Below are 25,150 nucleotides of genomic sequence, written 5' to 3'. Positions count from 1 at the left end.
CAGACGCGTCGTCTCTGCGGCGTTCAAGGGGTGTCATGTCTTCGACGATTCGCCATCGCCCGCCGCGCGCCGCATCGCTGGCCGCCCGTCTCGGGCAGTCCCGCGTCGCGACGCGGATCGAGGGCGAGATGCGCGTCACCGCCGCCGATCTCGTCGATCGCGTGGCCGAGGCGAAGCTGAAGGTCGCTGCCGTCCGCTACAAGGTCGAGGGCGAGGTTCGCAACACCGCCGAGAAGTTCAAGAGCCGCGTCAGCGAGGCTAAGGCGAAGCTCGGCGACGAGGCGCGTTTCATCAAGTCCTGGATCGACGATCCCCGCCGGACCGGCTCGGTCACGCCATCGAGTCCGGCACTGGCCAAGCGCATGGCCTCTTTCGTCGATCCCGAGCAGTCCGGCCCGGTGATCGAGATCGGCCCCGGCACCGGCCCGGTCACGGAAGCGCTGATCGAGCGCGGCATCGACGAAAGCCGCCTGATCCTCGTCGAGTACAGCCCCGAATTCTGCGAGTTGCTGAGCAAGCGCTTTCCGCGGGCGACGATCGTGCAGGGCGATGCCTATGCCCTCTCGGCGACGCTTGCCGGCCATCTCCAGGAGAAGGCGATCGCGCTGGTCTCCAGCCTGCCGCTGTTCAACCGCCCTCCGGCCACGCGTTCGGCCCTGGCGCGCGAGGCTTTCCCGCTGCTTGTCGAGGGCGCGCCCTTCATCCAGTTCACCTATTCGGTGATCTCGCCGATCCCGCGCAAGGGCTCGGGGCTCAAGGCCTTCGTGTCCGACTGGGTGCTCCGCAACATCCCGCCGGCGCGAGTCTGGGTTTATCGCCAAATTCGTTGATTTTCAGCCGAATTGACGCTGCGTCATCGGCGTTTCGCGTGAATTGTCGCTGTTTCCACACAGATTCGTAAGACCTCGCCGTTAGGCAGCACGCGCGGCCGGCTGCTTGCTGGCCGGCCTGCCAGTGAGGAGCCTAAACAGCCGATGAGTGGCGCAGTCCTCCGTTACAGTTTGCCGCGTTGGCGCCTGACGCGTTGGCTGGCGGATGCCGGGCCGGATGTGCCGCCGGAAATCCGCACCGCGTTGATCGGCAGTCTCTACGGCACGCTCCCGATCTTTGTCGGCGGCGTGATCAACTCGCTCGCCGTCTCCTTCCTGATCGTCTGGCGCATCCCGACCCTGCCCTTCATGCTGTGGTGCGCCTTCGAGCTTTTGTGCTGCGGCGTCCGCCTCGCCGTGCTCATCCATGCCCGCCGCCGCGCCGCGCGCGGCGCCTCGACCCCGACCGATCTCTATCTGCTGCTCGGCGTCGCCTGGGCGGCCGGGATCGGGGCCGGCACTTTCCTGTGCCTGGTGAGCGGCGATTGGGTCGCGGCGACGCTCGCCTGCCTCTCCGCCGCCGCGATGGTCGGCGGCATCTGCTTCCGCAACTTTGCCGCGCCGCGCATGGCCGGCGTGATGATCGGGCTGACGCTCGGCCCCTGCGTGCTCGCGACGCCCTTCCTGGCCGAGCCGATGCTGCTGATCACCTTCATGCAGATTCCGCTCTATCTCTTCAGCATGACGGTTGCCGCCTACAAGCTCAACGCCATGCTGATCTCGACCATGCGGGCCGAGCGCGAGAATGCCTTCCACGCCCGGCACGACATGCTCACCGGCCTGTCGAACCGCACGGGCTTCGCCAAGGCTTTCGCGGCGCGCTTCGAAAGCGAGGCTGCGCCACGGGGGCTGGCGCTGGTCTATCTCGACCTCGACGGCTTCAAGGCGGTCAACGACAATTACGGGCATATGGCGGGCGATGCGCTGCTCCAGCTTGTCGCCGAGCGCTTGCGTGGCCTCGTTCGCGCCAGCGATATCGCAGCGCGCATCGGCGGCGACGAATTCGTGGTGCTCTCTGAGCAGACCGAGCGGGCGCAGCTGCAGCGCTTCGGCGAGCGTATCGTGCGCGAGATCTCGGAGCCCTACGAGCTCGACAGCGGCCATCAGCTCCAGATCGGCGCCTCCGTCGGCATCGCGCTCGCGCCCGAGCATGGCCGCGACATGAACAGCCTGATGACGGCCGCCGATGCGGCGCTCTATCAGGCGAAGTCGCGCGGCAAGTCGCTCTGCGTCATCGCCGGCCAGCGCTCCGTCCTCGACGCGCGTGTCTCGGGCGGGCGCCCGCTGCGGCTGCAATAGCCGCTAATCGATCTCGCAAGGCTCCGTCGCCGGCATCGGCTCGGCTTGACCGCAAGCGCGGCCTGGGGCTTGGCTGTCGCGCCGAGACGGAACAGCCGGGGCGGGAAGCGTGACGGATATCGGGCGGCTGGTCCGCGACATCACCGACGAGATGCGCGGTGCCGAGGAGCGCGGCGAGGTCGCGACCTATATCCCGCCGCTCGCTCGCATCGATCCCCGCCAGTTCGGGCTCTGCGTCGTGACGGCCGATGGCGAGATTCATGCGTCCGGTGACAGCGAGGAGCCGTTCTCGATCCAGAGCGTCTCGAAGGTCTTCGCCTTGACGCAGGCGCTCGGCAAGGTCGGCGATACGCTCTGGCGCCGGGTCGGGCGCGAGCCGTCCGGCACGCCGTTCAACTCGATCGTCCAGCTCGAGCGCGAGCAGGGCGTGCCGCGCAATCCCTTCATCAATGCCGGCGCCCTCGTCGTTGCCGATATCAACCTCGCCGGCCACGAGCCGCGCGTCGCCATCGGCGAGTTGCTGCGCTTCATGCGCTATCTCGCCGATGACGACACGATCATCATCGACGAGGCCGTGGCGCGGGCCGAGCAGGCGACGGGCTTCCGCAATATCGCGCTGGCCAATTACATGAAGGCCTTCGGCAACATCACCCATGCGCCCGAGCTGACGCTCGGCGTCTATTTCCACCAATGCGCCATCGCGATGAGTTGCCGCCAGCTCGCCATGGCCGGGCGCTTCCTGATGCATGGCGGCTATTACGAGCCCGGCGGCCCGCGCGTCGTCTCAGGGCAACGGGCGCGGCGCATCAACGCGCTGATGCTGACCTGCGGCCATTATGACGCCTCGGGCGATTTCGCCTTCCGCGTCGGCCTGCCCGGCAAGTCGGGTGTCGGCGGCGGTATTTTGGCGATCGCGCCGGGCAAGGCCGCGATCGCGGTCTGGTCGCCCGGCCTCAACGCCAACGGCAATTCCCTGCTCGGCACACTGGCGCTGGAACGCCTGGCGGACGCGACGGGCTGGTCGGTGTTCGCGCGCTGAAGCATCGGCCCGAAAAGTGGGAACCGGTTTTCGGGCAAGTCGATGCGGTAAAACCGTTCAGCTGCGCAGGCCCGGCGCTTCCTGCCCGGTGCGGGCGACATATTCGGTGTAGCCGCCGCCATAGGCATGGACGCCGTCCGGCGTCAGCTCCAGCAGGCGGTTGGAGAGCGCGGCGAGGAAATGCCGGTCGTGGCTGACGAAGAGCATCGTGCCCTCGTAGTTCGAGAGCGCGGTGATCAGCATTTCCTTGGTGGCGATGTCCAGGTGGTTGGTCGGCTCGTCCAGCACCAGGAAGTTCGGCGGATCATAGAGCATCATCGCCATGACGAGCCGCGCCTTTTCGCCGCCGGAGAGCACGCGGCAACGCTTCTCGACATCGTCGCCCGAGAAACCGAAGCAGCCGGCGAGCGACCGCAACGAGCCCTGTCCCGCCTGCGGAAAGCGATCCTCCAGCGCCTCGAACACGGTGCGGTCTCCGTCGAGCACCTCCATCGCGTGCTGGGCGAAATAGCCGAGCTTGACGCTGGCGCCGATATTGACGGTGCCGGCATCCGGCTCCGTCGTGCCGGTGACCAGCTTCAGAAGTGTCGACTTGCCGGCGCCGTTGACGCCGAGCACGCACCAGCGCTCCTTGCGCTGGATCTGGAAGTTCAGCCCGTCATAGATGCTGCGGCTGCCATAGGCCTTGTTCACGTTCTTGATGCTGACCACGTCGTCGCCCGAGCGCGGCGCCGGCTGGAACTCGAAGGCGACGCTCTGGCGCCGCCGCGGCGGCTCGACGCGCTCGATCTTGTCGAGCTTCTTCACCCGGCTCTGCACCTGCGCGGCATGGGAGGCGCGCGCCTTGAAGCGTTCGATGAAGGCGATCTCCTTGGCGAGCATCGCCTGCTGGCGCTCGAACTGCGCCTGCATCTGCTTCTCGGCCAGAGCCCGCTGCTGCTGGTAGAACTCGTAATCGCCGGAATAGCTGGTCAGCGCGCCGCCATCGATCTCGATGATCTTGCCGACGATGCGGTTCATGAACTCGCGGTCATGCGAGGTCATCAGCACGGCGCCGTCATAGTTCTTCAGGAAGGATTCCAGCCAGATCAGGCTTTCGAGATCGAGATGGTTCGACGGCTCGTCGAGCAGCATCGCGTCGGGGCGCATCAACAGGATGCGGGCGAGCGCGACGCGCATCTTCCAGCCGCCGGAGAGGCCGCCGACATCACCCTCCATCATCTCCTCGCTGAAGCCGAGCCCTGCGAGCACCTCGCGTGCGCGCCCGTCGAGCGCATAGCCGTCGAGCTCCTCGAATCGGCCCTGCACCTCGCCATAGCGGGCGATGATCTCCTCCATCTCGTCGGCCCGGTCGGGATCGACCATGGCGGCTTCGAGCTCGGCGAGCTCGGCCGCGACCGTGCTGACCGGGCCTGCCCCGTCCATCACCTCGGCGACGGCGCTGCGCCCGGCCATCTCGCCGACATCCTGGCTGAAGTAGCCGATGGTGATGCCGCGATCGGTCGAGACCACGCCTTCGTCGGGCGCCTCCTCGCCGGTGATCATCCGGAACAGCGTGGTCTTGCCGGCGCCGTTCGGCCCGACCAGCCCGACCTTCTCGCCCTTCAGAAGCCCTGCCGAGGCCTCGATGAAGACGATCTGCTTTCCGTTCTGCTTGCTGATGTTCTCGAGGCGGATCATGGAAATGGGGAACCTTGAAACGATGTGCCGGCCGCCGAACCCGTCATTGCGAGCGAAGCGAAGCAATCCAGGAGGACTGGGCTGGACGTCTCACCCAGTCCTCCTGGATTGCTTCGGAGCTCGCGCTCCTCGCAATGACGGAAGGCATCCGATCTGTTGGAGAGGGCTCTACGCGATCGCGCGGAATGGGGAAAGGCGGCGTGCGACTGCGATCAGGCCGAAATCGCCGCGCTGCGGGCATTGGCCGCGCGGAGGAGATCAGTCGGCGCCAGCGCGATCTGCAGGCCGCGCTGGCCACCATTGACATAGACCAGCGCCTCCGAAGAGGCCGCCTCGTCCACGATCACCGGCAATCTGCGCTTCTGGCCGAAGGGGCTGACCCCGCCGACCTTGTAGCCGGTCAGGCGCTCGGCATCCGGCACCGGCATCATTGCCGCAGCCTTCCCGCCGAAGGCCGCTGCGACCTTCTTCATGCTGGCCTCGCGGTCGGAGGCTAGCACGATGCAGACCGGCTTGCCGTCGACCTGCGCGATCAGCGTCTTGAGCACGCGATGGGGCGGCTCGCCCAGCGCCTCCGCCGCCTGCAACCCGACGCGCTCGGCATTCGGATCGTAGGTATAGCTGTGCAGCTCGAAACGGATTCCGAGCTGCTTCAGCGCCAGCGTGGCGGGCGTCGTCTGGGCCATCGTCCGGACGTCGCGACGATCAGATGTCGACCGTCGCGTTCAGCGCGTTGGTCTGGATGAACTCGCGCCGCGGCTCGACGACATCGCCCATCAGCTTGACGAAGAGATCGTCGGCCTCGTCGTTCTGGTCGTTCTTGACGCGCAGCAGCGAGCGCACGTCGCGATCGAGCGTCGTCTCCCAGAGCTGGTCGGGGTTCATCTCGCCGAGGCCTTTATAGCGCTGCAGCGAGACGCCCTTCTTGCCGATGGTCGAGACCGCCTCGAACAGGTCGCTCGGGCCGTTGACGGTGAAGTCGTCGCCCTTGCGCGCGAGCACGCCGGGCTTGGCATAGGCTTCCTGCAAGGAGGCGGCGGCCGCGTGGAGCTTGCGGGCCTCGGCGCTGGCGAGCAGGCCGGCATCGACCGTCGCCGCCTGCTTCACGCCGCGGATCATCCGCGAGAAGACGAAGCCGCCCTCGCTGACCTTGCCCTCCCAGCCGCGCTCCAGATCGTCCGAGATCGCGTCGAGCCGGCGGGCAATCGTGGCCGCGGCCTCGTTCGCCTTGGCCTCGTCGTCCTCGTTGATCGGGTGCAGCACGCCGGCGATCGCCATCTGCTCGACGACGCGGCGGTCATAGCGCGAATGCAATTGCGACAGCGCGTTGCGGACGTTGCGGGCTTCTTCGATCAGGGCGCGCAGATCCGCGCCGGCGCGCTCGACACCCTCGCTGGTGCGGAAGGTCGCGCCGTCCAGCGTCGAGTCGATCAGGTACTCTTCCAGCGCCCGCTCGTCCTTGAGATAGACATGGCTCTTGCCGCGCGCCGCCTTGTAAAGCGGCGGCTGGGCGATGAAGAGATGGCCGGCATCGATCAGCTCCGGCATCTGCCGGTAGAAGAAGGTCAGCAGCAAGGTCCGGATATGGGCGCCGTCGACGTCGGCGTCGGTCATGATGATGATCTTGTGGTAGCGCAGCTTCGCGAGGTTGAAGCCGCCCTGATCGGCCTCGGCGCGGCCGATGCCGGCGCCGAGCGCCGTGATCAGCGTTCCCACCTGGTCGGACGACAGCATCTTGTCGAAGCGCGCCCGCTCGACGTTCAGGATCTTGCCGCGCAGCGGCAGCACGGCCTGGTACTCGCGGGCGCGGCCCTGCTTGGCGGAGCCACCGGCCGAGTCACCCTCGACGATGAAGAGTTCGGACTTGGCGGGGTCGCGCTCCTGGCAATCCGCGAGCTTGCCGGGAAGCGACGCGATATCGAGCGCACCCTTGCGGCGGGTGAGGTCGCGCGCCTTGCGGGCGGCCTCGCGGGCGGCAGCGGCTTCCGCCACCTTGCCGACGATGGTCTTGGCCTCGCCCGGATGCTCCTCCAGCCATTCGGAGAGCGCCTGGTTGACGACGTTCTCGACGACCGGGCGAACTTCGGACGAGACCAGCTTGTCCTTGGTCTGCGAGGAGAATTTCGGATCGGGCACCTTGACCGAGACGATCGCGGTCAGGCCTTCGCGGCAGTCGTCGCCGGTGAGCGAGACCTTCTCCTTCTTGGAGATGCCGGAGCTTTCGGCATAGCCGGTGATCTGGCGCGTCAGCGCGGCGCGGAAGCCGGCGAGATGGGTGCCGCCGTCGCGCTGCGGGATGTTGTTGGTGAAGCAGAGCACGTTCTCGTGGTAGCTGTCGTTCCACCACAGCGCGACATCGACGGTGATGCCGTCCTTCTCCGAGGTCAGCATGATCGGCTTCTCGATCACCGATGTCTTGGCACGGTCGAGATAGCGCACGAAGGCCTCGACGCCGCCGTCGTACATCAGCTCTTCGCGGACGACCTCGGCATGGCGCGCATCGGTCAGCACGATGCGCACGCCCGAGTTCAGGAAGGCGAGTTCGCGCAGGCGATGCTCCAGCGTCTTGTAGTCGAACTCCACCATGGTGAAGGTCTCCTGCGAGGGCAGGAAGGTCACCTCGGTGCCGCGCTTGTCGCCCTGCGGGCCGACGACGGCGAGCGGCGCGACGGCGTCGCCATGGCGGAATTCCATGTAGTGCTCGCTGCCGCCGCGCCAGATGCGCAGTTTCAGCGAGACCGAGAGCGCGTTGACGACGGAGACGCCGACGCCGTGCAGGCCGCCCGAGACCTTGTAGGAGTTCTGGTCGAATTTACCGCCGGCATGGAGCTGGGTCATGATGACCTCGGCCGCCGAGATGCCTTCCTCGCTGTGGATATCGGTGGGGATACCGCGCCCGTTATCGCTGACCGTGACCGATCCGTCGGCATTCAGCGTCACCGTGACGAGGTCGGCATGGCCGGCCAGCGCCTCGTCGATCGCGTTGTCGACGACCTCGTAGACCATGTGATGCAGGCCCGAGCCGTCATCGGTATCGCCGATATACATGCCGGGCCGCTTGCGCACCGCGTCCAGGCCCTTGAGAACCTTGATGGAATCGGCGCCGTAGTCGTCGGGCTGGGCGCTGGGCGCGGCATCGGTCATGTAGAGGTTCCTGAACGGGCGAGCAGGCGCCCGCGATGATCCTGATTCGAAACGACAATATAGGGTGAGACGATGGCTTTTTCACGCGCCTACGCGTGCGTGCGCGTGGAGAGCTGGATTTTGCGGCCTCTCGCGGCGGTCGTCAGCCCTTGAACTCCGTGATCGCCTCGACGAAGGCCTCGCCGTACTGCGCAAGCTTGCGTTCGCCGACGCCTTCGATCGCCCGCATCTCGTCCAAGCCCAGCGGCCGCTCGCGCGCCATGGCGATCAGCGTCCGGTCGGTGAAGATGATATAGGCGGCGACGCCCTCCTCGCGGGCGATCTGAAGCCTGAGCTTGCGTAGGTGCTCGAACAGCCCGGCCGTGCCTTCGTCGAGCCCGTCGGCGCGCGCCGCATCGCGTTCGGTCCGGCGGGTGCGTCGCTCGGCGAAGGGATCGGCCCGGAGCGCGATGCTCTCGCGACCGAACAGGATGTCCTCGCCCTTCGGCGTCAGGCAGAAGCCGCCATGCTCGGCGCTGGCCTCGGCGAGCGCGCCGGCCGCGAAGAGCTTGCGCGTCAGCCCCATCCAGGCCGCCTTGGGCTTGTCGGCGCCGACGCCGAAGGTCTTCAGCCCGTCATGGTTCTGGCGGCGGATGACCTCGGTCGTGGTGCCGGTGAGGATATCGGCGAGATGACCGGCGCCGAAGCGCTCGCCCGAGCGGATCACCGCCGAGAGCAGCTTTCGCGCATCGAGCGTCGCGTCCTGCAGGGCAGGCGCCTCCGCCCCGCAGAGATCGCAGCGGAACGGCGCATTGCCATGCCGGCAGGGCGGCGTCTCCTCGCCGAAATAGGCCAGAAGCGCGCTGCGCCGGCAGAGCGCGTTCTCGCAGAGATCGATCATCGCGTTGAGGCGCTTGTGCTCGATGCGCCGGCGCTCGTCGTCGATCTGTTTCTCGTCGATCTGGCGGCGCCGGAGCGACATGTCGTCGACGCCATAGAGGGTCAGCGTATCCGCCGGCAGGCCGTCGCGGCCGGCGCGGCCGATCTCCTGGTAGTAGCCCTCGATCGAGCCCGGCATATCGGCATGGACGACGAAGCGCACGTCGGGCTTGTTGATGCCCATGCCGAAGGCGATGGTGGCGCAGACGACGACGCCGTCCTCCTGCAGGAAGATGTCCTGGTTGCGGTTGCGCTGCGTCTGCTCGAGGCCGGCATGGTAGGGCAGGGCGTTCCAGCCCTTCTCGCTGAGCGCGGTGGCGAGCCGCTCGGTCTTGCTGCGCGAGGAGCAGTAGACGATGCCGGAGCCATTGCGGTGCCGGCGCAGGAAATCGTCGATCTGCCGGCGCGGCTGCTCCTTCGGCGCGAAGGCGAGCTTCAGGTTCGGCCGGTCGAAGGAATGCACCACCATGCGCGGCGGCTGCGGAAACAGTTGCTGGGCGATATCGGCCTGGGTCTGCCGGTCGGCCGTGGCGGTCAGCGCTGTCACCGGCACGCCGCCCAAAGCCTCGCGCGTCTTGGCGAGCAGGCGATATTCCGGGCGGAAATCATGGCCCCATTGCGAGACGCAATGCGCCTCGTCGATGGCGAGCCGGTTCACACCGAGGCGCTTGAGCCGGCCCACCAATCCCTCGCCTGCCAGACGCTCGGGCGAGACGAAGAGCAGCCTGAGATCGCCGGAATTCAGCCTGTCCCAGGCCTGCGCCGCCTCGTCCTCGGTATTCATCGAGTTGAGCGAGGCGGCCGAGACGCCGGCCCGCACAAGCTGCCCGACCTGGTCGCGCATCAGCGCGATCAATGGCGAGACGACGAGCGTCAGTCCCCCTGAGACCAGCGCCGGGAGCTGGTAGCACATCGACTTGCCCGAGCCGGTCGGCATCACCGCGAAGACGTCTTCGCCGGCAAGGGCGGCTGCGATCACCTCCCACTGGCCGGGGCGGAAATCGTCATAGCCCCAGACGGATTTGAGGATCGCGCGGGCGTCTGATTCGCGGGATGGCGACATGAGGAAGGGATGTGCCGCAGGCGCGCGCGCTTGGCCAGCTTTTCGAGCCGAAAGCCTGTGTCGATATCCCTCGGAACCTCTGCCGTCATCCTGGGCTTGACCCGGGATCCATTCCGGAACCTTCATCGGAGACGCTCAGGAATGGATCCCGGATCTCCGCTTCGCTCCGTCCGGGATGACCGCGTGAAGGTTTGGTGGACTTCAGATTTTGATGGCCAGCAGATGGACCACTGCGGTGACCGCGAAAACCACCGCGATCAGCTTCGAGGGCCAAGGCTTGAGGTCGAACCAGATGAATTGCAGCGCGAGCCGCAGGCCCCAGAAGGCGGCCCCCACGAGCGGCAGCACGGGGTGTACGTTGCCCTGTCCGGCCAGCCAGATCAGGGTCGTACCATAGGCGAGGAAGACGAAGATCAGCATCGCGTTGAGCGTCTGCGTGATCGCCGTGTTCAGGCTGCCGGAGGGCGCGAGCCGCTCCGGCCAGCCGAACAGCCGCCGGAACGCGGCATGGAACAGCGCGAAGCCGAGATCGAGGAGCCCCGCCGCCAGAGCCAAGTTCGGTCAGCTCCGCGTCGCGATCGCGGCGGCCGCGCCGGCCATCACGCCGCCGGTCGTCCGGTTGATCCAGCGCATCGCCCGCGGGCTGGCCACAAGGCGCCGCGCCCGGTCGGCCGCATAGGCATAGGCCATCAGCGTCCCCGTGATGATCGGCGCGATCAAGGCGGCGACCTCGACGAAGGCGAGTGTCGTCATCGCGTTGAGATCGATCACCAGCGGCAGGATCGACAGGAAGAAGACCATGACCTTGGGATTGCCGAGCGTCAGCGCGATGCCGCCGAGGAACAGGCGCACGCCTTCGCCGCGCGCGGCGGCGGCAGGCTTAGGCGCCTCGGCCGGTGCCGTCCAGGCCTTGTAGGCGAGATAGAGCAGATAGGCGCAGCCGGCATATTTGATCGCGACGAAGACGCCGTGGAAGCTCTGCATCAGCACGCTGAGGCCCAGTGCCGTAAGCGTGAACCAGACGAGATCGCCCGCGACGATGCCGGCGAGGAAGGGCAAGGAACGCCGAAAGCCCGAGGATAGAGAACGCGCGACCAGGGCCGCGATGGCCGGGCCGGGCGAGGCGACGGCGAGGAAGTACACGCCGGCGAACAGGGCAAGGCTGGAGATGTCCATGCGGGATTCCCAATGTCTGGAGCGTGCTGATTCTACGCGGAACCACATCGTCATCCCGGGCTTGACCCGGGATCCATGCCGGAGCGCTCCCAACGAAGGGTCAGGCATGGATCCCGGATCTCCGCTTCGCTCCGTCCGAGATGACGACGTGGTTCCCGCGCAAAATCGGCACAGTTTAGCAGCAACGAGCTGGTTTCGTCCCATCGCAAGCCGTGGCCTGACCGATCAATCGAGCGGATCGATCCGCCCCGGCGTCACCGCAAAACGCTGCGCCCCGGCCGGCAGGTCGCCGAACAGGGCGGCGTCCGCGCCGGTCATCCAGACCTGGCAGCCGAGCCCGGTCAGCCCCTCATAGAGCGCGCCGCGCCGGCGCGGATCGAGATGGGCGGCGATCTCGTCGAGCAGGACGAGCGGCGCAATTCCGCTCATCGCCGCGACCAGCCTGGCATGGGCGAGCACGAGCCCGATCAGCAAGGCCTTCTGCTCGCCGGTCGAGCCCTGTCCTGCGGGTATGTCCTTCGGCCCGTGCCGAACTTCTAGATCGGAGGCCTGCGGCCCTGTGAGCGTGCGCCCGGCCGCCCGGTCGCGATGGCGGCTCTGGCGTAGCAGGTCGCGATAGGCATCCTCCGCATCGACGGCTGGCAGGCGGGCAACGAGCGCATCGATCTCGCCGGAGAGCGCGATATCCGCGAAGGGAAAGGGCGAGGTTTCGTCGCGCGTCTCGGCGATGATGGCGGAGAGTCGCGCCACCGTCTCGGCCCGCGCGGCGGCGACCGCAACGCCGAGTTCCGCGACCTCGCGTTCGACGGCATCGAGCCATTGCCCCTGATGGGGGCCCTCCTCGAGGATGCGATTGCGCGAGCGCAAGGCTCGCTCCAGCGCGTTCGAGCGCGTGGCGTGGCTCGGATCGATCGCCAGCACCAGCCGGTCGAGGAAGCGGCGCCGGTCGCCGGCCGCACCGCGGAACAGCCCGTCGAGATCGGGCGTCAGCCAGACCACGCGCAGATAGTCGCTGAAGGCGAGTGCTGAGCCGACATTGGCGCCGTCGATCCGGGCGAGCCTTGGCCGGCGCCCTTCCGCATCGAGTGCGCCCAGCCCGATGCCGAGCCGGCCCGCCTCGTCATCCAGAGTTATCGAGGCAGCGAACGAGCCGTCACCCCCCTGCCGCGCCATCGCCGTGATCTCGGCACGGCGCAGGCCGCGTCCCGGCGTGAACAGCGAGAGCGCTTCGAGGATATTGGTCTTGCCGGCTCCGTTCTCGCCCGCGAGCGCAACGATTTGGCCCTCGACCGGGAGGTCGAGGGCCTCATAGGAACGGAAATCCTGCAGGATCAGGCGCGCGACGGCGGCCATGATCGCTGGATCAGACGCGCATCGGCATCAGCACATAGAGCGCGGAGGCGCCTTCGCGATCCTGGATCACGGTCGGCGAACCGGGATCGGCGAGCTTGAGCAGCGCCGTGTCGCCGTCGAGCTGGGCGGCGATATCCATGAGGTAGCGGGCGTTGAAGCCGATATCGAGCGGGCTCGCTTCGTAATCGACTTCGATCTCCTCAGTCGCCGAGCCCGAATCCGGGTTGGTCACGGAGAGCGTCATGCGCCCTTCGGCCATGGAGAGCTTCACGGCGCGGCCGCGCTCCGACGAGATCGTCGAGACGCGGTCGACCGACGCGGCGAAATCGCCCTTGTCTACGGTCAGGCGCTTGTCGTTACCGCTCGGGATGACGCGCTGATAGTCGGGGAAGGTGCCGTCGATCAGCTTCGATGTCAGCACGACGCTGGCCGTGGCGACGCGGATCTTCGAGCCGGACAACTCGACCGCGACCTCGCTCTCGCCGTCTTCCAGCAGCTTCTGGATTTCGGAGACGGCTTTGCGCGGCACGATCACGCCGGGCATGCCGACCGAGCCCTGCGGCGCGGCGGTGTCGACGCGGGCGAGGCGATGACCATCGGTCGCGACGGCGCGCAGCACCGGGCGGCCATCGACATCGATGGTGTGGAGATAGATGCCGTTGAGATAGTAGCGCGTCTCCTCGGTGGAGATCGCGAACTGGGTCTTGTCGATCAGGCGCTTCAATTCGCCGGCCGGCAGCACGAAGCGATGGGCCATCTCGCCGGCGGTGATATCCGGGAAGTCGCTCTCGGGCAGGGTCTGGAGCTGGAAGCGCGAGCGGCCCGAGCGCAGCACGAGGCCGCTATCCCCAGTGGTCTCCAGCGAGACCTGCGCACCATCCGGCAGCTTGCGGACGATGTCGTAGAGGGTATGGGCCGGAACGGTCGTGGCGCCGGGCTCGGCCGCATCGGCGGGGATCGTCTCCACCACCTCGATATCGAGATCGGTCGCCTTCAGTCGCAGGCCGTTCTCGGAGGCCGAGAGCAGCAGGTTCGACAGGATCGGGATCGTGTTGCGGCGCTCCACCACGCGATGGACGTGGCCGAGCGACTTGAGCAGCGTGGAACGTTCGACCGTGACCTTCATGATTGTCTAGTCTTCTGGCGCTGGCCGCCCGCGCGCGAACGCGCGAGCCGAAATGAATGGCCAGCGACATTGCCGGACGCCGGGCGGGGGCGCAAGGCCTGCCCGCTCCGGCAACCACAACCATTTGACGGGCTTTCTGTTTATCGGCCGCACAAACCGCGGGTCATCCCGGGCGACCGGAGGGCGACCCGGGATCCATGCCGGAGCGCTGCCGAAGAAGGTTCAGGCATGGATCCCGGCTCTTCGCTGCGCTCCGGCCGGGATGACCCGCCTTTCAGATCGGCAGTCAGCGCATCCCAGGCCGATCACTCCTGGAGCATGCGCTTCAGCAGGTCGACCTCGTCATGCAGCGAGCGGTCCTCGCTGATCGCCTTCTCGATCTTGCGCACGGCATGCAGCACCGTGGTGTGATCGCGCCCGCCGAAGCGGCGGCCGATCTCGGGCAGCGAACGCGGCGTCAGCGCCTTCGACAGATACATCGCGATCTGGCGCGGCTTCACCACGGCCGCGGTGCGGCGCTCCGAGAGGATGTCGGCCCGGCTGACATTGTAGCGCGTCGCGACGAGCTTCTGGATGTCCTCGATCTTGACCCGGCGCGGTTCGCGGGTGCGGACGAGGTCGCGGATCGCCGCTTCCGCCGTCTCCAGCGTCACGAGCTGGCCCGACAGCGTCGCATGGGCGAGCAGGCGGTTGGCCGCGCCGTCGAGATCGCGGCCATTGGTCGCGACGACGCGCGAGACATAGGCGACGACATCGGGGCTGACCTGGAAATTCGGATGGGCGGTCTGCAGCGCCTCCAGCCGGCTGGAGAGGATCGTGGCGCGCAAGGTCTCGTCGAGTTCTCCCACTTCGACCACCAGGCCGCCACCGAGCCGCGAGCGGATGCGCTCGTCGAGCGCCTCGAGCTCGCCGGCGAGGCGGTCGCCGGCGACGACGATCTGCTTGCCGGCATCGAGCAGCGCGTTGATCGTGTGGCCGAACTCCTGCTGGATCGACTTGCCCTGGATGAACTGCACGTCGTCGACGACGAGCAGGTCGATGCCGCGCAGCTTCTCCTTGAAGGCGAGCGCGGTCTGCGACTTCAGCGCCGCGACGAAGCCGTACATGAAGCGGTCGGCGGTGAAATAGGCGACGCGCTTGCCCTGGCGGCGCGCTTCCTGCGCGATCGCCTGCAGGAGATGCGTCTTGCCGAGGCCGACGCCGGCATGGAGGTAGAGCGGGTTATAGGGGCTCTGGCCCGCCGGCGCGGCGGCGATGCGCTCGGCCGCCGCGAAAGCGAGCTGGTTCGACTTGCCGACGACGAAGCTCTGGAAGTTCATGCGCCGGTCGAGCGCGGTGCCGCAGGCATCGACGAGATCGCTTTCGCCAGCCTGGGGCAGGCTGACAGTGGCAGGGCGGCCGCTCTCGGCCGGGGCGGGGCTCGCCACCGTCGCGGGGCGGTTGCGCAGCGCCTCGATCTGCGGCTGGGCGGGGTCGCGCGACACGGTGCGCACCGACAGCATCACGCCGTTCGGCGCCGGCAGCTCGGCCATGCAGTTCACCCGCAGGCGCTCGGTATAATGCGCCTCGAGCCAGCTCTTCAGGAAGCGGGTGGGAACGGTGAGATAGGCCACGCCCTCGACGATCCCGGCGATCTCCAGCCGGCCGAACCAGCTCGAGAAGACATCCTCGCCGAGCTCCGCCCGCAGGCGCCGGCGCACGCGCTCCCAAGCGTCCTGAATCGAAGCCTCCTCTACCCGGATGACGGCGGTCTCTTCCGCAGCGATCGTCACCACCACCGGCGTCGTCTCGACAATGTCCCCGAAATTCTGCCGCTCGAACATCAATGGCCCCGTTCTTTGAAAATGTGCGCAGCTTGGGTTCGGCGGCCGCTTCCTGACCGTCGTCCTGGTGCTGCTGTTCTGGTCAAAATGGTCCCGGTCCCGACGGGCGCGACGCGCCGCTTCAGGCTCCGGTTCCGGTTCTTTTGATTACGCTTGGAAGGCTCGCCGAGGGACGACGCCACCCTTCATCTTGATCAAGAAAGACAAAGGGTCACATCCTCCAACCTCCATGGTCGCGAGCCAAAACGCTGATCATCTCTGGAAATCCCGCGGCGGTCATTGCTGTCCGCCCGGCGATGAGGGGGACCTTACAAGGCGCTCTCGACGGGCTGCAACACCCCTTTCAGCCGGCTTCCGAGACTCGCCGTCTGTTGGGCGTCGCGCTGGCTGGGGATGCCTGCCGCAATTGGTTGGGGAACTTAAGATTTTCTTCATGTCGGCCCTTTCGGGGAGGCCCGAATCTTTTTTTGCCGCACCTCGAAAAGCCTGCCGCAGAGTCGCCGCGATTCCGTCTTCCAAAATCCTTTGCCCACTAAGATGATGAAAAGTCACGTCTTTTTATGAGCGGCAGAGTCCTGCCCGGAGGGCGATTTTGCGCCCTGAGCGGCGTCCGAGAGTCAAGTCCGCAAGGCCGTGGAAAGCTTACGAAAATAGCTTGAAAGCAGCTTTGTTTTGTTCCGTCGGAGCCTGTGGCGAGTGCGCCACAGAGGCCATGAAGCCAACGAAAAAGCCCGGCCTTGCGGCCGGGCTTTTTGATCGTCGAAACGATGTAGTTTCAGGCTCAGGAAGCCAGGGCGCCGATGCGATGAGCCAGGCGCGAGACCTTGCGCGAGGCGGTGTTCTTGTGAACCACGCCCTTCTGCGCGGCGCGCATGATTTCCGGCTGGGCGGCCTTCAGGGCCTCGGCGGCAACCGCCTTGTCACCGGAGGCGATCGCCTCTTCGACCTTGCGCAGGAAGGTGCGCATCCGCGAGCGGCGCGCCTTGTTGACCTCGGTGCGGCGAGCGATCTTGCGCGTAGCCTTCTTGGCCGACGTCGTATTGGCCATCGAAACGTCCTCGTCTCTTCATCGCGTCCGGTCGCCTGGCGTCATTGCCGGCGGGGCTGGCCGCATCCTTGCTGGAAAAACGTGCGCGGCGGCCGAGCTTGCGCGGGCCGCCGCGAGTGGTGGGGCTATAGTCGCTTGCCGGCGCTACGTCAACGCCGGAATCGCCGCAAGCCCGCCGAACTCACGCGGAGGGCGCGATGAAGGCGGCGAAGCTCGCCAGATCGACATTGCCGCCGGAGAGGATGATGCCGACGCGCTTGCCGGCGACCGGCACGGCGCCGGTGAAGGCGGCGGCGGCGGCGAGACAGCCGGTCGGCTCGACCACGAGCTTCATCCGCTCGGCGAAGAAGCGCATGGCGTCGACGAGCGCGGCGTCGCTGACCGTGACGATATCCTCGACCTCGCGCTGGATGATCGGGAAGGTCAGGTCGCCGAGGAAGGCGGTCTGCGCCCCGTCGGCGATGGTCTTGGGCACGCCGATCGCGACGATCTCGCCCTTGCGCAGGGATTGCTGGCCATCGTTGCCGGCCTCCGGCTCGACGCCGAAGACGCGGCAGCCCGGGTTCAGCGCCTTGGCGACGAGCGCCGCGCCGGCGAGCAGCCCTCCGCCGCCGAGCGGGACGAGCAGGATGTCGAGCGGGCCGGCATCCTCGATCAGCTCCTTGGTCGCGGTGCCCTGACCGGCGATGACATGCGGATGGTCGTAAGGCGGGATGATCGTCAGCCCGCGCTCGGCCGAGAGGCGGTTGCCGATATCGAGCCGGTTCTCGGTGTAGCGGTCATAGCGTACGACCTGCCCGCCATAGCCTTCGGTCGCGGCGACCTTCGCGGCCGGCGCATCGTTCGGCATGATGATCGTGGTCGGCACGCCCAGAAGCTGGCCGGCATAGGCGATGGCCTGGGCATGGTTGCCGGAGGAATAGGTGACGACGCCGGCCTTCTTCTGCTCGGCCGAGAGCGAGGCGATCGCGTTGTAGCCGCCGCGGAACTTGAAGGCGCCCATGCGCTGCAGGTTCTCGGGCTTGAAGACGAGGCTGGCTTGCGTCCGCCGGTTGGCGGTGGCCGAGCTCATCGCCGGCGTATGATGGGCGATGCCCTTGAGCCTGATGGCCGCGGCCTCGACATCGGCATAGGTCGGGAGGGTGGGGCTGCTGGCGGTCATGGCAACGCTCTTTGAGTTATCGAGGGCGGCAGGCAGGTGCGGAACCGCAGTCAGCCCCCTCTCCCCTTGCGGGAGAGGGTTGGTGTGAGGGGTCTCGCGACGGTCCCGCGCTTATCCTAGGCTAACGCTTCAGGACAGCGCGACCCCTCATCCGGCGCTGCGCGCCACCTTCTCCTGCAAGGGGAGAAGGAAAGGCTCAGCTGTTCTTGAAATCGGGCTTCCGCTTCTCGGCGAAGGCCGACATGCCCTCCTTCTGGTCGAGCGTCGCGAAGAGCGAGGAGAAGACGCGGCGCTCGAAGCGCAGGCCTTCCTGCAGCGTCACCTCGAAGGCGCGCTCGACCGATTCCTTCGCCATCAGCACGGAAGGCAGCGACTTCGCCGCGATCTGCTCGGCCGCCTTCAACGTCTCGGTGAGCAAGCCCTCGAGCGGCACGACGCGGGCGACGAGGCCGGAGCGCTCGGCCTCTTCGGCATTCATCATCCGGCCGGTCAGGATCAGGTCCATCGCCTTGGCCTTGCCGACCGCCTTGGTCAGGCGCTGCGTGCCGCCGGCGCCGGGGATGACGCCGAGATTGATCTCGGGCTGGCCGAACCTGGCGTTGTCGGCGGCGATGATGAAGTCGCACATCATGGCGAGCTCGCAGCCGCCGCCGAGCGCGAAGCCCGCGACCGCCGCGACGATCGGCTTGCGGCGCCGGCCGATCCGGTCCCAGTCCGCGAACTTGTCGTCGAGATAGGTGCCGGGGAAGGTCCGGCTCTGCATTTCCTTGATGTCGGCGCCGGCGGCGAAGGCCTTTTCCGAGCCGGTGAGCACGACGCAGCCGATGCCGTCATCGGTCTCGAAGCCGTCGAGTGCCTGGTTGATCTCGCCGATGAGCTGGCCGTTCAGCGCGTTCAGCGCCTGCGGGCGGTTGAGCGTGATCAGCCCGACCTTGCCCTTCGTCTCGACGAGAATGGTCTCATAAGCCATGGCGGCCTCCCGGATGCTCCTGTGATGGCAGCTTTAGCGGGCGGTGGAGGAGCGGTCCATGCGCGTCGCACGCATCCGCGCATTCGCGCCGCCTCCCCGTTGCCGCCTACCGCCAGGGTCGGCCTATCCCCACCGCCTCGTGACGAAGGGCGCGCGGGAACCGCGCGGTGCCCCTCTCCCCCTGCGGGAGAGGGTTGGGGTGAGGGGTCGCGCCGTCCGATATCGTTTGCCTGTTGTGAGGCATTCTCACGTCGAAGCGCCGCGAGACCCCTCATCCGTCCCGGCTACGCTGGGCCACCTTCTCCCGCAGGGGGAGAAGGGTTTGCGTTGCGGTTCGCGCATACGTCTTCGCCGCCCGCGTCGCCGCGTTCGTTTCGAATGAGGGGCAGCGGAGCGCCGCGAGGCGCGGTGTATAGAGAGCCGCTTCCGTTGAGCCAGGATGCGGCGCGGAGGGATTGAGCCACCCTCCGCACGCCCCGTGGCGCTCCGCTTGCCGGCGTTCTTGAAAACTGCGGGCCGCGCTTCCGTTGGGCGGAGCGTCGATCGCGGACGGACGGGGCGTGCCAGCTTCCCTCAACGGGTCGTCGCGCGCCTGCCGCCTCGCCACCGCCGCGCCGCCTCTCCTAGCGAGGCTCCTCGCGCAGGGACCGTATTATCCCCAGGGCGGTTCCCGCAGCCTCCCGAGTCCGGGGTGCAAACCCGGCCGCAGGGCGCCGCCCCCGCCCCGCCATGCAGCATGCCTCCGGATGGCCGCCCCTCGGGGTGAGGTGGGCCGAGAATAGAGGCGATTTGAGAGGCGGGGATTAGTTTCGGGGAATGTCTGCTAACGCCCCATTGCAGTAGCCGAGGTTGCGGCAACTACGCCTTGGAAGCTGACGAAATTATGGATTGTAGTCACCCTGGGCATGACAGCGCTGCGCGGCTTCCACGAAACTCTCTCCAGAAGGGAGAACGCGATCCCCACGCAGCAATAACCGGCTGAGTTCACGCTCATAGCCCGCTGGACCAATCGGGAGTTTGTGCTTGAACTCAATGGTGATGAGCATTCGTCCTCGGAATTTGACGCTGCGGACACTTGCGATGTCGTGCCATGAAACGAAGCCGCTGATACGCAGCGGCAGGTCGAAATGCATGCCGACTTTCGTTAGAACTAGGTGACTCGACGGAAAAAGGTAACCGAAGCGCCTCTGAGCTCTAGAAAAACCTACTATTGCAATAAAAACCATGCACAACAGCAACAGTGCGGCAGCCGAATTCACCTCCCTGGACGACAGAAAGGGCATGATACTTTCCAGGCCAAACTCGACGGCGCGGCCGATAGCAAAAAAGGCCGTCATCGCCACGATTAGCACGACCCAATAAAACCAAGATGCAACATATTGAAATTTCACTGTGGCTCTTCCGGCCCTACGCTGCTCCGAACCGGTAACAGACGCCCCAAGAATGCCCGCTTTCGACCCCAAGCGGACAACAGCTCACTAGCGAACAGCCCGCTTCTGACAGCTCTCGCAATAAAACGTCGAGCGCCCGGACTGCACCAATCGCTTCACCAACTGGCCGCAGCCCGGCGTGACGCACACCTCTCCCTCGCGGTCATAGACCTTGAAACGGTGCTGGAAATAGCCGAGCGAGCCGTCGGCATGGGCGAAGTCGCGCAGCGTCGAGCCGCCGGCCGCGACCGCCTCCTCCAGCACTTCGCGGATGATGCGGGCGAGTTCACGCGCTTTCTCGCGCGGCCGCCCCGTCGGCGTCGCGATCGTCCCGGCTTCCGCCTCCGGATGGAGCCCGGCCCGGAACAGGGCTTCGCAGACATAGATATTGCCGAGGCCCGCCACGAGCCGCTGGTCGAGCAATGCGGCCTTCAAGGGCGCGAACTTGCCCGCGAAGAGTTTCGCCAGTGTCTCGCCCGAAAGCTCGTTGCCGAGCGGCTCGATGCCCATCCCCGCGAAATGCCTGGACGTCGCCAGCTCGGCGCGGGGCACGAGGTCCATGAAGCCGAAGCGGCGCACGTCATTATAAGTGACGCGCGCGCCGGTCCCCATCTCGAACACGACATGGTCATGGATCAGGTGCCGGCCGATCTCATGATAATAGGAGCCGGGCTCGGTCGGCTTCGTGCCGGGCGCCTCGACGATGAAGCGCCCGCTCATGCCCAGATGCATCACGAGCGCCGCGCCGTCGTCGAGATCGGCGATCAGGTATTTCGCCCGCCGCGACAGGGCCTCGATCCGCCGCCCGGTCAGGCGCTCGGTGAAGCGCTCCGGCAGGGGAAAGCGCAGGTCCGGCCGTCGCAGCTCGACCCGCTGGAAGCGCTCGCCCAGCATGGCGGGCTCCAGCCCGCGCCGGACGGTTTCGACCTCGGGTAGCTCCGGCATATCAGCGACCTCAAATAAAGCCTGCGTCGAGAGGGCCCGCGACAAGCCCGCCGCCTTTGGCTATTGATCGGCACAAGCGAATACAAGACAGATTTGCACAAGGCCGGCCCGACCGTGACAGCAGCTTCCGACACCACCCATTTCGGCTTCGAGACGGTGAAGCTCGCCGAGAAGCAGGCCAAGGTCGACGACGTCTTCCACAAGGTCGCCAACCGCTACGACCTGATGAACGACCTGATGTCGGGCGGTCTGCACCGGGCCTGGAAGAGCGCGCTGCTCACCGCGATCAACCCGGCGAAGGATCGGCCCTTCCACCATCTCGATGTCGCCGGCGGCACGGGCGATGTCGCCTTCTCCGTGCTGGAGGCCGGTGGTCCTCAGACCGATGTCACCGTGCTCGACATCAATGCCGACATGCTCCGCGTCGGGCGCGAGCGCGCCGACAAGCGCTTCCCGGACGATGATCGTATCCGCTTCGTCCAGGGCAATGCCGAGGCGCTCGGCCTGCCCGACAACCATTTCGACTGCTACACCATCGCCTTCGGCATCCGGAACGTGCCGCAGATCGACAAGGCGCTGGCCGAGGCCTATCGCGTGCTGAAGCGCGGCGGGCGCTTCCTCTGCCTCGAATTCAGCCATGTCGACGTGCCCCTGCTCGACAAGATCTACGAGACCTATTCCTTCAAGGTCATCCCGCCGATGGGCCGCATGGTCACCGGCGAGGCCGAGCCCTATCAGTATCTCGTCGAGTCGATCCGCAAGTTCCCGAAGCCGCAGGCTTTCGCGGGGATGATCGAGGATGCCGGTTTCCGCCGCGCGAAGTTCACAGCCATGACCGGCGGCGTCGTGGCGCTGCATTCCGGCTGGAAGCTGTGATGCTGGCTCAGGCAGCATGATCTCCTCCTTCTTCCACATGCTGCGCGGCGCGCGCGTCGGCTTCGTGCTGGCGCGCGAAGGGGCGCTGGCGCTGGTCGACCCCTCCGTGCTGCCGCCGCTGGCGCGCGGCCTGATCCGCGTCGGCCGCCTGATCGAGCGGCGTGGTGCCGGCTCTTCCGCGACGCGGCTCGCGGCGGCGATGACCCGGCTCGGTCCGTCCTATGTGAAGTTCGGCCAGTTCCTGGCGACGCGGCCCGATGTCGTCGGCATGAAGATCGCGCAGGACCTTTCGGCTCTGCAGGACCGGATGCCGGCCTTCCCGATGGCCGAGGCCCGCGCCATCGTCGAGGCTGCGCATGGCGTGAAGCTGGAGACGCTGTTCCCGGAGTTCAGCGAGCCGGTCGCCGCCGCCTCGATCGCCCAGGTCCACCGCGCCCGGTTGAAGGATGGCCGCGAGGTCGCGGTGAAGATCCTGCGGCCGGGTATTCGCGATCGCTTCAATCGCGATCTCGCCGCGATGCGCTTCGGCGCGGAGATGGCCGAGCAGCGCTCGGCCGAGGCGCGCCGCCTGCGCTTCACCGGCGTGGTCGAGACGCTGGCCCGCTCGGTCGCGATGGAGATGGACCTGCGGTTGGAAGCCGCCGCCCTCTCCGAATTCGCGGAGAATACCAAGGACGATACCGATTTCCGCGTGCCGGAGCCGGATTGGCAGCTCACCGCCCGCGAGATGCTGGTCGACGAATGGATCGACGGCGTCCGGCTTTCCGATGTCGAGGGGCTGCGCGCCGCTGGCCACGACCTGCCGGAACTGGCGCGCAAGATCATCCAGTCCTTCCTGAAGCATGCGATCCGCGACGGCTTCTTCCATGCCGACATGCATCCCGGAAACCTCTTCGTCGATGCGGAGGGGCGCCTCGTCGCGGTCGATGGCGGCATCATGGGCCGGCTCGGCCTGAAGGAGCGGCGCTTCCTCGCCGAAATCCTGCTCGGCTTCATCACCCGCGATTACCGTCGTGTGGCGGAGGTGCATTTCGAGGCCGGCTATGTGCCCGCCCATCACGATGTTGAGGATTTCGCCCAGGCGATCCGCGCCGTCGGCGAGCCGATCCATGACAGGCGCGCCGACCAGATCTCGATGGCCAAGGTGCTGACTCTGCTCTTCGAGATCACCGGCATGTTCGACATGGCGACCCGCACTGAGCTCGTCATGCTCCAGAAGACCATGGTGGTGGTCGAGGGCGTCGCCCGCTCGCTCGATCCCCATCTCGACATGTGGGGCACGGCCGATCCGGTGGTGCGCTCCTGGATCACCCATAATCTCGGGCCGATCGGGCGTTTGGAGGAAGCCGGCCGCGGCGCCCGCTCCCTGCTCGGCTCGCTCGCGGCGCTGCCCGACACGGTCGTCCGCGCCGAGCGCGTGCTCGGCCAGCTCGAGGATGCCTCGCGCCACGGCTTCTCGCTCGACGAACGCAGCGTCGAGGCGATCGGTCGAGCCGAAGCCCGGCGCAACCGCTGGGGCAATATCGCGCTCTGGGTGATTGCAGGGCTGCTCGCCTACGGGGTCTTCGGCTGAGGGCAGGGCAAGCTCAACGCGGTCCCCTCTCCCCCTGCGGGAGAGGGTTAGGGTGAGGGGTCTCGCGACGCCGATCGTGAGCCGAACACAAACCTCCCGAGACCTGCGCGACCTCTCATCCGCCTGCCGGCACCTTCTCCCGTAAGGGGAGAAGGAAGAAGCGGCCGTCGCCGTGCCCTACCGGAACGGCGGCTCGTCGAAGCTGCGGAGCTTGCGCGAATGGATCGTCGAGCCCGCCTCCTTCAGCTTCTCCAGCGCGTCGAGCCCGATGCGCAGGTGCTCGCCGACCGCGCGCTCGTAGAAGGCGTTCGCCGCGCCGGGCAGCTTGATCTCGCCATGCAAGGGCTTGTCGGAGACGCAGAGCAAGGTGCCGTAGGGCACGCGCAGGCGATAGCCTTGCGCTGCGATCGTGCCCGATTCCATGTCGACCGCGATGGCACGCGACAGGTTGATGCGCCGCCGCTCCTTGGTCCATTGCAATTCCCAGTTGCGGTCGTCCTGGGTCACGACGGTGCCGGTACGCAGGCGCTGCTTCAGCCGGTCGCCCTTCTCACCGGTGATATCGGCCGCCGCCTGCTGCAGCGCGACCTGCACCTCGGCCAGCGCCGGAATCGGGATATCCGGCGGCACGAGATCGTCGAGGATGCGGTCCTGCCGGAGATAGGCATGGGCCAGCACATAGTCGCCGATGATCTGGGTCTGGCGCAGGCCGCCGCAATGGCCGACCATCAGCCAGCAATTCGGCCGGAGCACCGCGAGATGGTCGGTGATGTTCTTCGCGTTGGAGGGGCCGACGCCGATATTGACCAGCGTCACGCCCTCGCCGCCCTTCCGGATCAGGTGATAGGCCGGCATCTGGAAACGGTGCCAGGGCGCCGACATCACGCGCTCGGCGGCCGAAACGTCGAGCCCGTCCTTGTCGATGCGGATGCCGCCCGGTGCGATCAAGGCCTCGGCCGTGCCCGCCTCGATCTCGGCGAGGCCGAGCCGGACGAACTGGTCGACATAGCGGTGGTAGTTGGTGAGCAGCACCCAGGGCTGCACCGCCCGCCAGTCGGTGCCGGTATAGTGCACCAGCCGGCGCAGCGAGTAATCGACCCGGACCGCGTCAAAGAGTGAAAGCGGGCGCGGCTCGCCCTCGATCAGCTCGTAGGTGCCGTCCGCGATCTCGTCGCCGACCAGCGCGAGCAGCGGCGTCGGGAAATGGCGCGCGAGTTCCGCGGCGGTGATCTTGCCGCGCCCCAGTTCGTCGCCGCCTTCGAGCGCATAAGGGTAGGGGATTTCCTGCGTGCTGACGCCGGTCTCGATCGTCGCGCCATAGTCGGCAACGAGCGGCCGGAGCTGGTCGAGCAGATAGGCCCGGAACTCGGCCGGCTGCGTCACGGTGGTCGAATAGATGCCGGGCACCGCGAATTTCGCGTGGCCGCGCCGCGTCGCCGCCGGCAGCTTCGAGGGCTCGTAGGTCACGCGCAGCATCGGGTAGCGATAGCGCTCCCGGTCTTCCACTGTCGGCGCCTCGCCGGTGTCGAAGAAGCGCTGCAGGTCGCCGCGCAGGGCCGAACGCGCCTCGCCATAAAGTCGTTCGAGCCGGTCCACGGCGGCTTCCGGTGTCGCTGCGGTCTCGAAACTCATGAACCCTCCTTGTCTTGTCCTCGG

At 67.0% G+C, this 25,150-nt stretch carries 20 protein-coding genes; 5 read left to right on the top strand and 15 right to left on the bottom strand.

The window, feature by feature from the left end; all coding sequences use genetic code 11:
- Nucleotides 1-35 precede the first annotated feature (35 nt).
- The 3 genes from AC6RIC_RS00170 to AC6RIC_RS00160 all read left to right on the top strand — a co-directional run bounded on the left by AC6RIC_RS00170 (nucleotide 36) and on the right by AC6RIC_RS00160 (nucleotide 3,207).
- On the top strand, nucleotides 36-830 hold the full coding sequence (locus AC6RIC_RS00170; protein WP_454654122.1) for a class I SAM-dependent methyltransferase: 795 nt from the start codon (nucleotides 36-38) through the stop codon (nucleotides 828-830).
- 144 nt (nucleotides 831-974) lie between these two features.
- Complete coding sequence (locus AC6RIC_RS00165) at nucleotides 975-2,168, top strand: GGDEF domain-containing protein (RefSeq protein WP_499734659.1); 1,194 nt, start codon at nucleotides 975-977, stop codon at nucleotides 2,166-2,168.
- Nucleotides 2,169-2,319: 151 nt separating this feature from the next.
- Nucleotides 2,320-3,207, top strand: a complete 888-nt coding sequence (locus tag AC6RIC_RS00160) for a glutaminase (protein ID WP_499736666.1) — start codon at nucleotides 2,320-2,322, stop codon at nucleotides 3,205-3,207.
- A 57-nt stretch (nucleotides 3,208-3,264) separates the two neighbouring features.
- Here AC6RIC_RS00160 and AC6RIC_RS00155 read toward each other — a convergent pair whose 3' ends face one another.
- The 14 genes from AC6RIC_RS00155 to mutM form a co-directional block, all read right to left on the bottom strand.
- Nucleotides 3,265-4,887 (bottom strand): ABC-F family ATP-binding cassette domain-containing protein, encoded by a 1,623-nt coding sequence (locus AC6RIC_RS00155; protein WP_499734658.1) that lies wholly within the window; start codon nucleotides 4,885-4,887, stop codon nucleotides 3,265-3,267.
- Nucleotides 4,888-5,099: 212 nt separating this feature from the next.
- Entirely contained in the window at nucleotides 5,100-5,573 is a 474-nt protein-coding gene (ybaK, locus tag AC6RIC_RS00150) for a Cys-tRNA(Pro) deacylase (protein WP_499734657.1), read from the bottom strand.
- 19 nt (nucleotides 5,574-5,592) lie between these two features.
- Entirely contained in the window at nucleotides 5,593-8,031 is a 2,439-nt protein-coding gene (gene gyrB / locus AC6RIC_RS00145; RefSeq protein WP_499734656.1) for a DNA topoisomerase (ATP-hydrolyzing) subunit B, read from the bottom strand.
- A gap of 142 nt (nucleotides 8,032-8,173) precedes the next feature.
- Nucleotides 8,174-10,012: a DNA helicase RecQ gene (gene recQ, locus AC6RIC_RS00140; RefSeq protein WP_499734655.1), complete on the bottom strand. Its 1,839-nt coding sequence runs from the start codon at nucleotides 10,010-10,012 to the stop codon at nucleotides 8,174-8,176.
- Nucleotides 10,013-10,213: 201 nt separating this feature from the next.
- Complete coding sequence (locus AC6RIC_RS00135; RefSeq protein WP_454654035.1) at nucleotides 10,214-10,567, bottom strand: hypothetical protein; 354 nt, start codon at nucleotides 10,565-10,567, stop codon at nucleotides 10,214-10,216.
- Between the two features lie 6 nt (nucleotides 10,568-10,573).
- Nucleotides 10,574-11,188, bottom strand: a complete 615-nt coding sequence (locus tag AC6RIC_RS00130; RefSeq protein WP_499734654.1) for a LysE family translocator — start codon at nucleotides 11,186-11,188, stop codon at nucleotides 10,574-10,576.
- A 225-nt stretch (nucleotides 11,189-11,413) separates the two neighbouring features.
- Nucleotides 11,414-12,541 (bottom strand): DNA replication/repair protein RecF, encoded by a 1,128-nt coding sequence (gene recF / locus AC6RIC_RS00125; RefSeq protein WP_499734653.1) that lies wholly within the window; start codon nucleotides 12,539-12,541, stop codon nucleotides 11,414-11,416.
- 10 nt (nucleotides 12,542-12,551) lie between these two features.
- Nucleotides 12,552-13,667, bottom strand: a complete 1,116-nt coding sequence (dnaN, locus tag AC6RIC_RS00120) for a DNA polymerase III subunit beta (protein WP_454654030.1) — start codon at nucleotides 13,665-13,667, stop codon at nucleotides 12,552-12,554.
- A gap of 305 nt (nucleotides 13,668-13,972) precedes the next feature.
- A complete protein-coding gene (gene dnaA / locus AC6RIC_RS00115; RefSeq protein WP_499734652.1) occupies nucleotides 13,973-15,490 on the bottom strand; it encodes a chromosomal replication initiator protein DnaA in 1,518 nt (505 codons plus the stop codon).
- Between the two features lie 781 nt (nucleotides 15,491-16,271).
- The gene (gene rpsT, locus AC6RIC_RS00110; RefSeq protein ID WP_047581773.1) at nucleotides 16,272-16,538 is read right to left on the bottom strand and encodes a 30S ribosomal protein S20; all 267 of its coding nucleotides are present in this window, start codon (nucleotides 16,536-16,538) and stop codon (nucleotides 16,272-16,274) included.
- Between the two features lie 181 nt (nucleotides 16,539-16,719).
- Nucleotides 16,720-17,700 (bottom strand): threo-3-hydroxy-L-aspartate ammonia-lyase, encoded by a 981-nt coding sequence (locus AC6RIC_RS00105; RefSeq protein WP_499734651.1) that lies wholly within the window; start codon nucleotides 17,698-17,700, stop codon nucleotides 16,720-16,722.
- Nucleotides 17,701-17,896: 196 nt separating this feature from the next.
- On the bottom strand, nucleotides 17,897-18,670 hold the full coding sequence (locus AC6RIC_RS00100; RefSeq protein ID WP_499734650.1) for an enoyl-CoA hydratase: 774 nt from the start codon (nucleotides 18,668-18,670) through the stop codon (nucleotides 17,897-17,899).
- An 881-nt stretch (nucleotides 18,671-19,551) separates the two neighbouring features.
- Nucleotides 19,552-20,061 carry a hypothetical protein gene (locus AC6RIC_RS00095; RefSeq protein ID WP_499734649.1) on the bottom strand — a complete coding sequence of 170 codons (510 nt, stop codon included), beginning with the start codon at nucleotides 20,059-20,061 and terminating at the stop codon, nucleotides 19,552-19,554.
- A gap of 87 nt (nucleotides 20,062-20,148) precedes the next feature.
- The gene (gene mutM / locus AC6RIC_RS00090; protein WP_499734648.1) at nucleotides 20,149-21,045 is read right to left on the bottom strand and encodes a bifunctional DNA-formamidopyrimidine glycosylase/DNA-(apurinic or apyrimidinic site) lyase; all 897 of its coding nucleotides are present in this window, start codon (nucleotides 21,043-21,045) and stop codon (nucleotides 20,149-20,151) included.
- A 114-nt stretch (nucleotides 21,046-21,159) separates the two neighbouring features.
- Between mutM and ubiE the strand changes: the two genes are divergently transcribed.
- Both ubiE and ubiB read left to right on the top strand, forming a co-directional pair.
- Nucleotides 21,160-21,921 (top strand): bifunctional demethylmenaquinone methyltransferase/2-methoxy-6-polyprenyl-1,4-benzoquinol methylase UbiE, encoded by a 762-nt coding sequence (gene ubiE, locus AC6RIC_RS00085; RefSeq protein ID WP_499734647.1) that lies wholly within the window; start codon nucleotides 21,160-21,162, stop codon nucleotides 21,919-21,921.
- 16 nt (nucleotides 21,922-21,937) lie between these two features.
- Nucleotides 21,938-23,494, top strand: coding sequence for a 2-polyprenylphenol 6-hydroxylase (gene ubiB / locus AC6RIC_RS00080; RefSeq protein ID WP_499734646.1), 1,557 nt, complete (start codon nucleotides 21,938-21,940; stop codon nucleotides 23,492-23,494).
- 177 nt (nucleotides 23,495-23,671) lie between these two features.
- On the opposite strand, the gene AC6RIC_RS00075 is transcribed toward ubiB, so the two are convergent.
- Nucleotides 23,672-25,126: an AMP nucleosidase gene (locus AC6RIC_RS00075; RefSeq protein WP_454658889.1), complete on the bottom strand. Its 1,455-nt coding sequence runs from the start codon at nucleotides 25,124-25,126 to the stop codon at nucleotides 23,672-23,674.
- Nucleotides 25,127-25,150: the final 24 nt, after the last annotated feature.

Source organism: Allobosea sp. TBD101, assembly GCF_059817965.1.
This window is presented reverse-complemented; position numbering and strand designations above follow the sequence as displayed.

Excerpts from the sequence above, each read along its gene's own strand:
- AC6RIC_RS00170 (WP_454654122.1), top strand. The coding sequence starts at position 36 with ATGTCTTCGACGATTCGCCATCGCCCGCCGCGCGCCGCATCGCTGGCC.
- AC6RIC_RS00165 (WP_499734659.1), top strand. The coding sequence starts at position 975 with ATGAGTGGCGCAGTCCTCCGTTACAGTTTGCCGCGTTGGCGCCTGACG.
- AC6RIC_RS00160 (WP_499736666.1), top strand. The coding sequence starts at position 2,320 with ATGCGCGGTGCCGAGGAGCGCGGCGAGGTCGCGACCTATATCCCGCCG.
- AC6RIC_RS00155 (WP_499734658.1), bottom strand. The coding sequence starts at position 4,887 with ATGATCCGCCTCGAGAACATCAGCAAGCAGAACGGAAAGCAGATCGTC.
- ybaK (WP_499734657.1), bottom strand. The coding sequence starts at position 5,573 with ATGGCCCAGACGACGCCCGCCACGCTGGCGCTGAAGCAGCTCGGAATC.
- gyrB (WP_499734656.1), bottom strand. The coding sequence starts at position 8,031 with ATGACCGATGCCGCGCCCAGCGCCCAGCCCGACGACTACGGCGCCGAT.
- recQ (WP_499734655.1), bottom strand. The coding sequence starts at position 10,012 with ATGTCGCCATCCCGCGAATCAGACGCCCGCGCGATCCTCAAATCCGTC.
- AC6RIC_RS00130 (WP_499734654.1), bottom strand. The coding sequence starts at position 11,188 with ATGGACATCTCCAGCCTTGCCCTGTTCGCCGGCGTGTACTTCCTCGCC.
- recF (WP_499734653.1), bottom strand. The coding sequence starts at position 12,541 with ATGGCCGCCGTCGCGCGCCTGATCCTGCAGGATTTCCGTTCCTATGAG.
- dnaN (WP_454654030.1), bottom strand. The coding sequence starts at position 13,667 with ATGAAGGTCACGGTCGAACGTTCCACGCTGCTCAAGTCGCTCGGCCAC.
- dnaA (WP_499734652.1), bottom strand. The coding sequence starts at position 15,490 with ATGTTCGAGCGGCAGAATTTCGGGGACATTGTCGAGACGACGCCGGTG.
- rpsT (WP_047581773.1), bottom strand. The coding sequence starts at position 16,538 with ATGGCCAATACGACGTCGGCCAAGAAGGCTACGCGCAAGATCGCTCGC.
- AC6RIC_RS00105 (WP_499734651.1), bottom strand. The coding sequence starts at position 17,700 with ATGACCGCCAGCAGCCCCACCCTCCCGACCTATGCCGATGTCGAGGCC.
- AC6RIC_RS00100 (WP_499734650.1), bottom strand. The coding sequence starts at position 18,670 with ATGGCTTATGAGACCATTCTCGTCGAGACGAAGGGCAAGGTCGGGCTG.
- mutM (WP_499734648.1), bottom strand. The coding sequence starts at position 21,045 with ATGCCGGAGCTACCCGAGGTCGAAACCGTCCGGCGCGGGCTGGAGCCC.
- ubiB (WP_499734646.1), top strand. The coding sequence starts at position 21,938 with ATGATCTCCTCCTTCTTCCACATGCTGCGCGGCGCGCGCGTCGGCTTC.
- AC6RIC_RS00075 (WP_454658889.1), bottom strand. The coding sequence starts at position 25,126 with ATGAGTTTCGAGACCGCAGCGACACCGGAAGCCGCCGTGGACCGGCTC.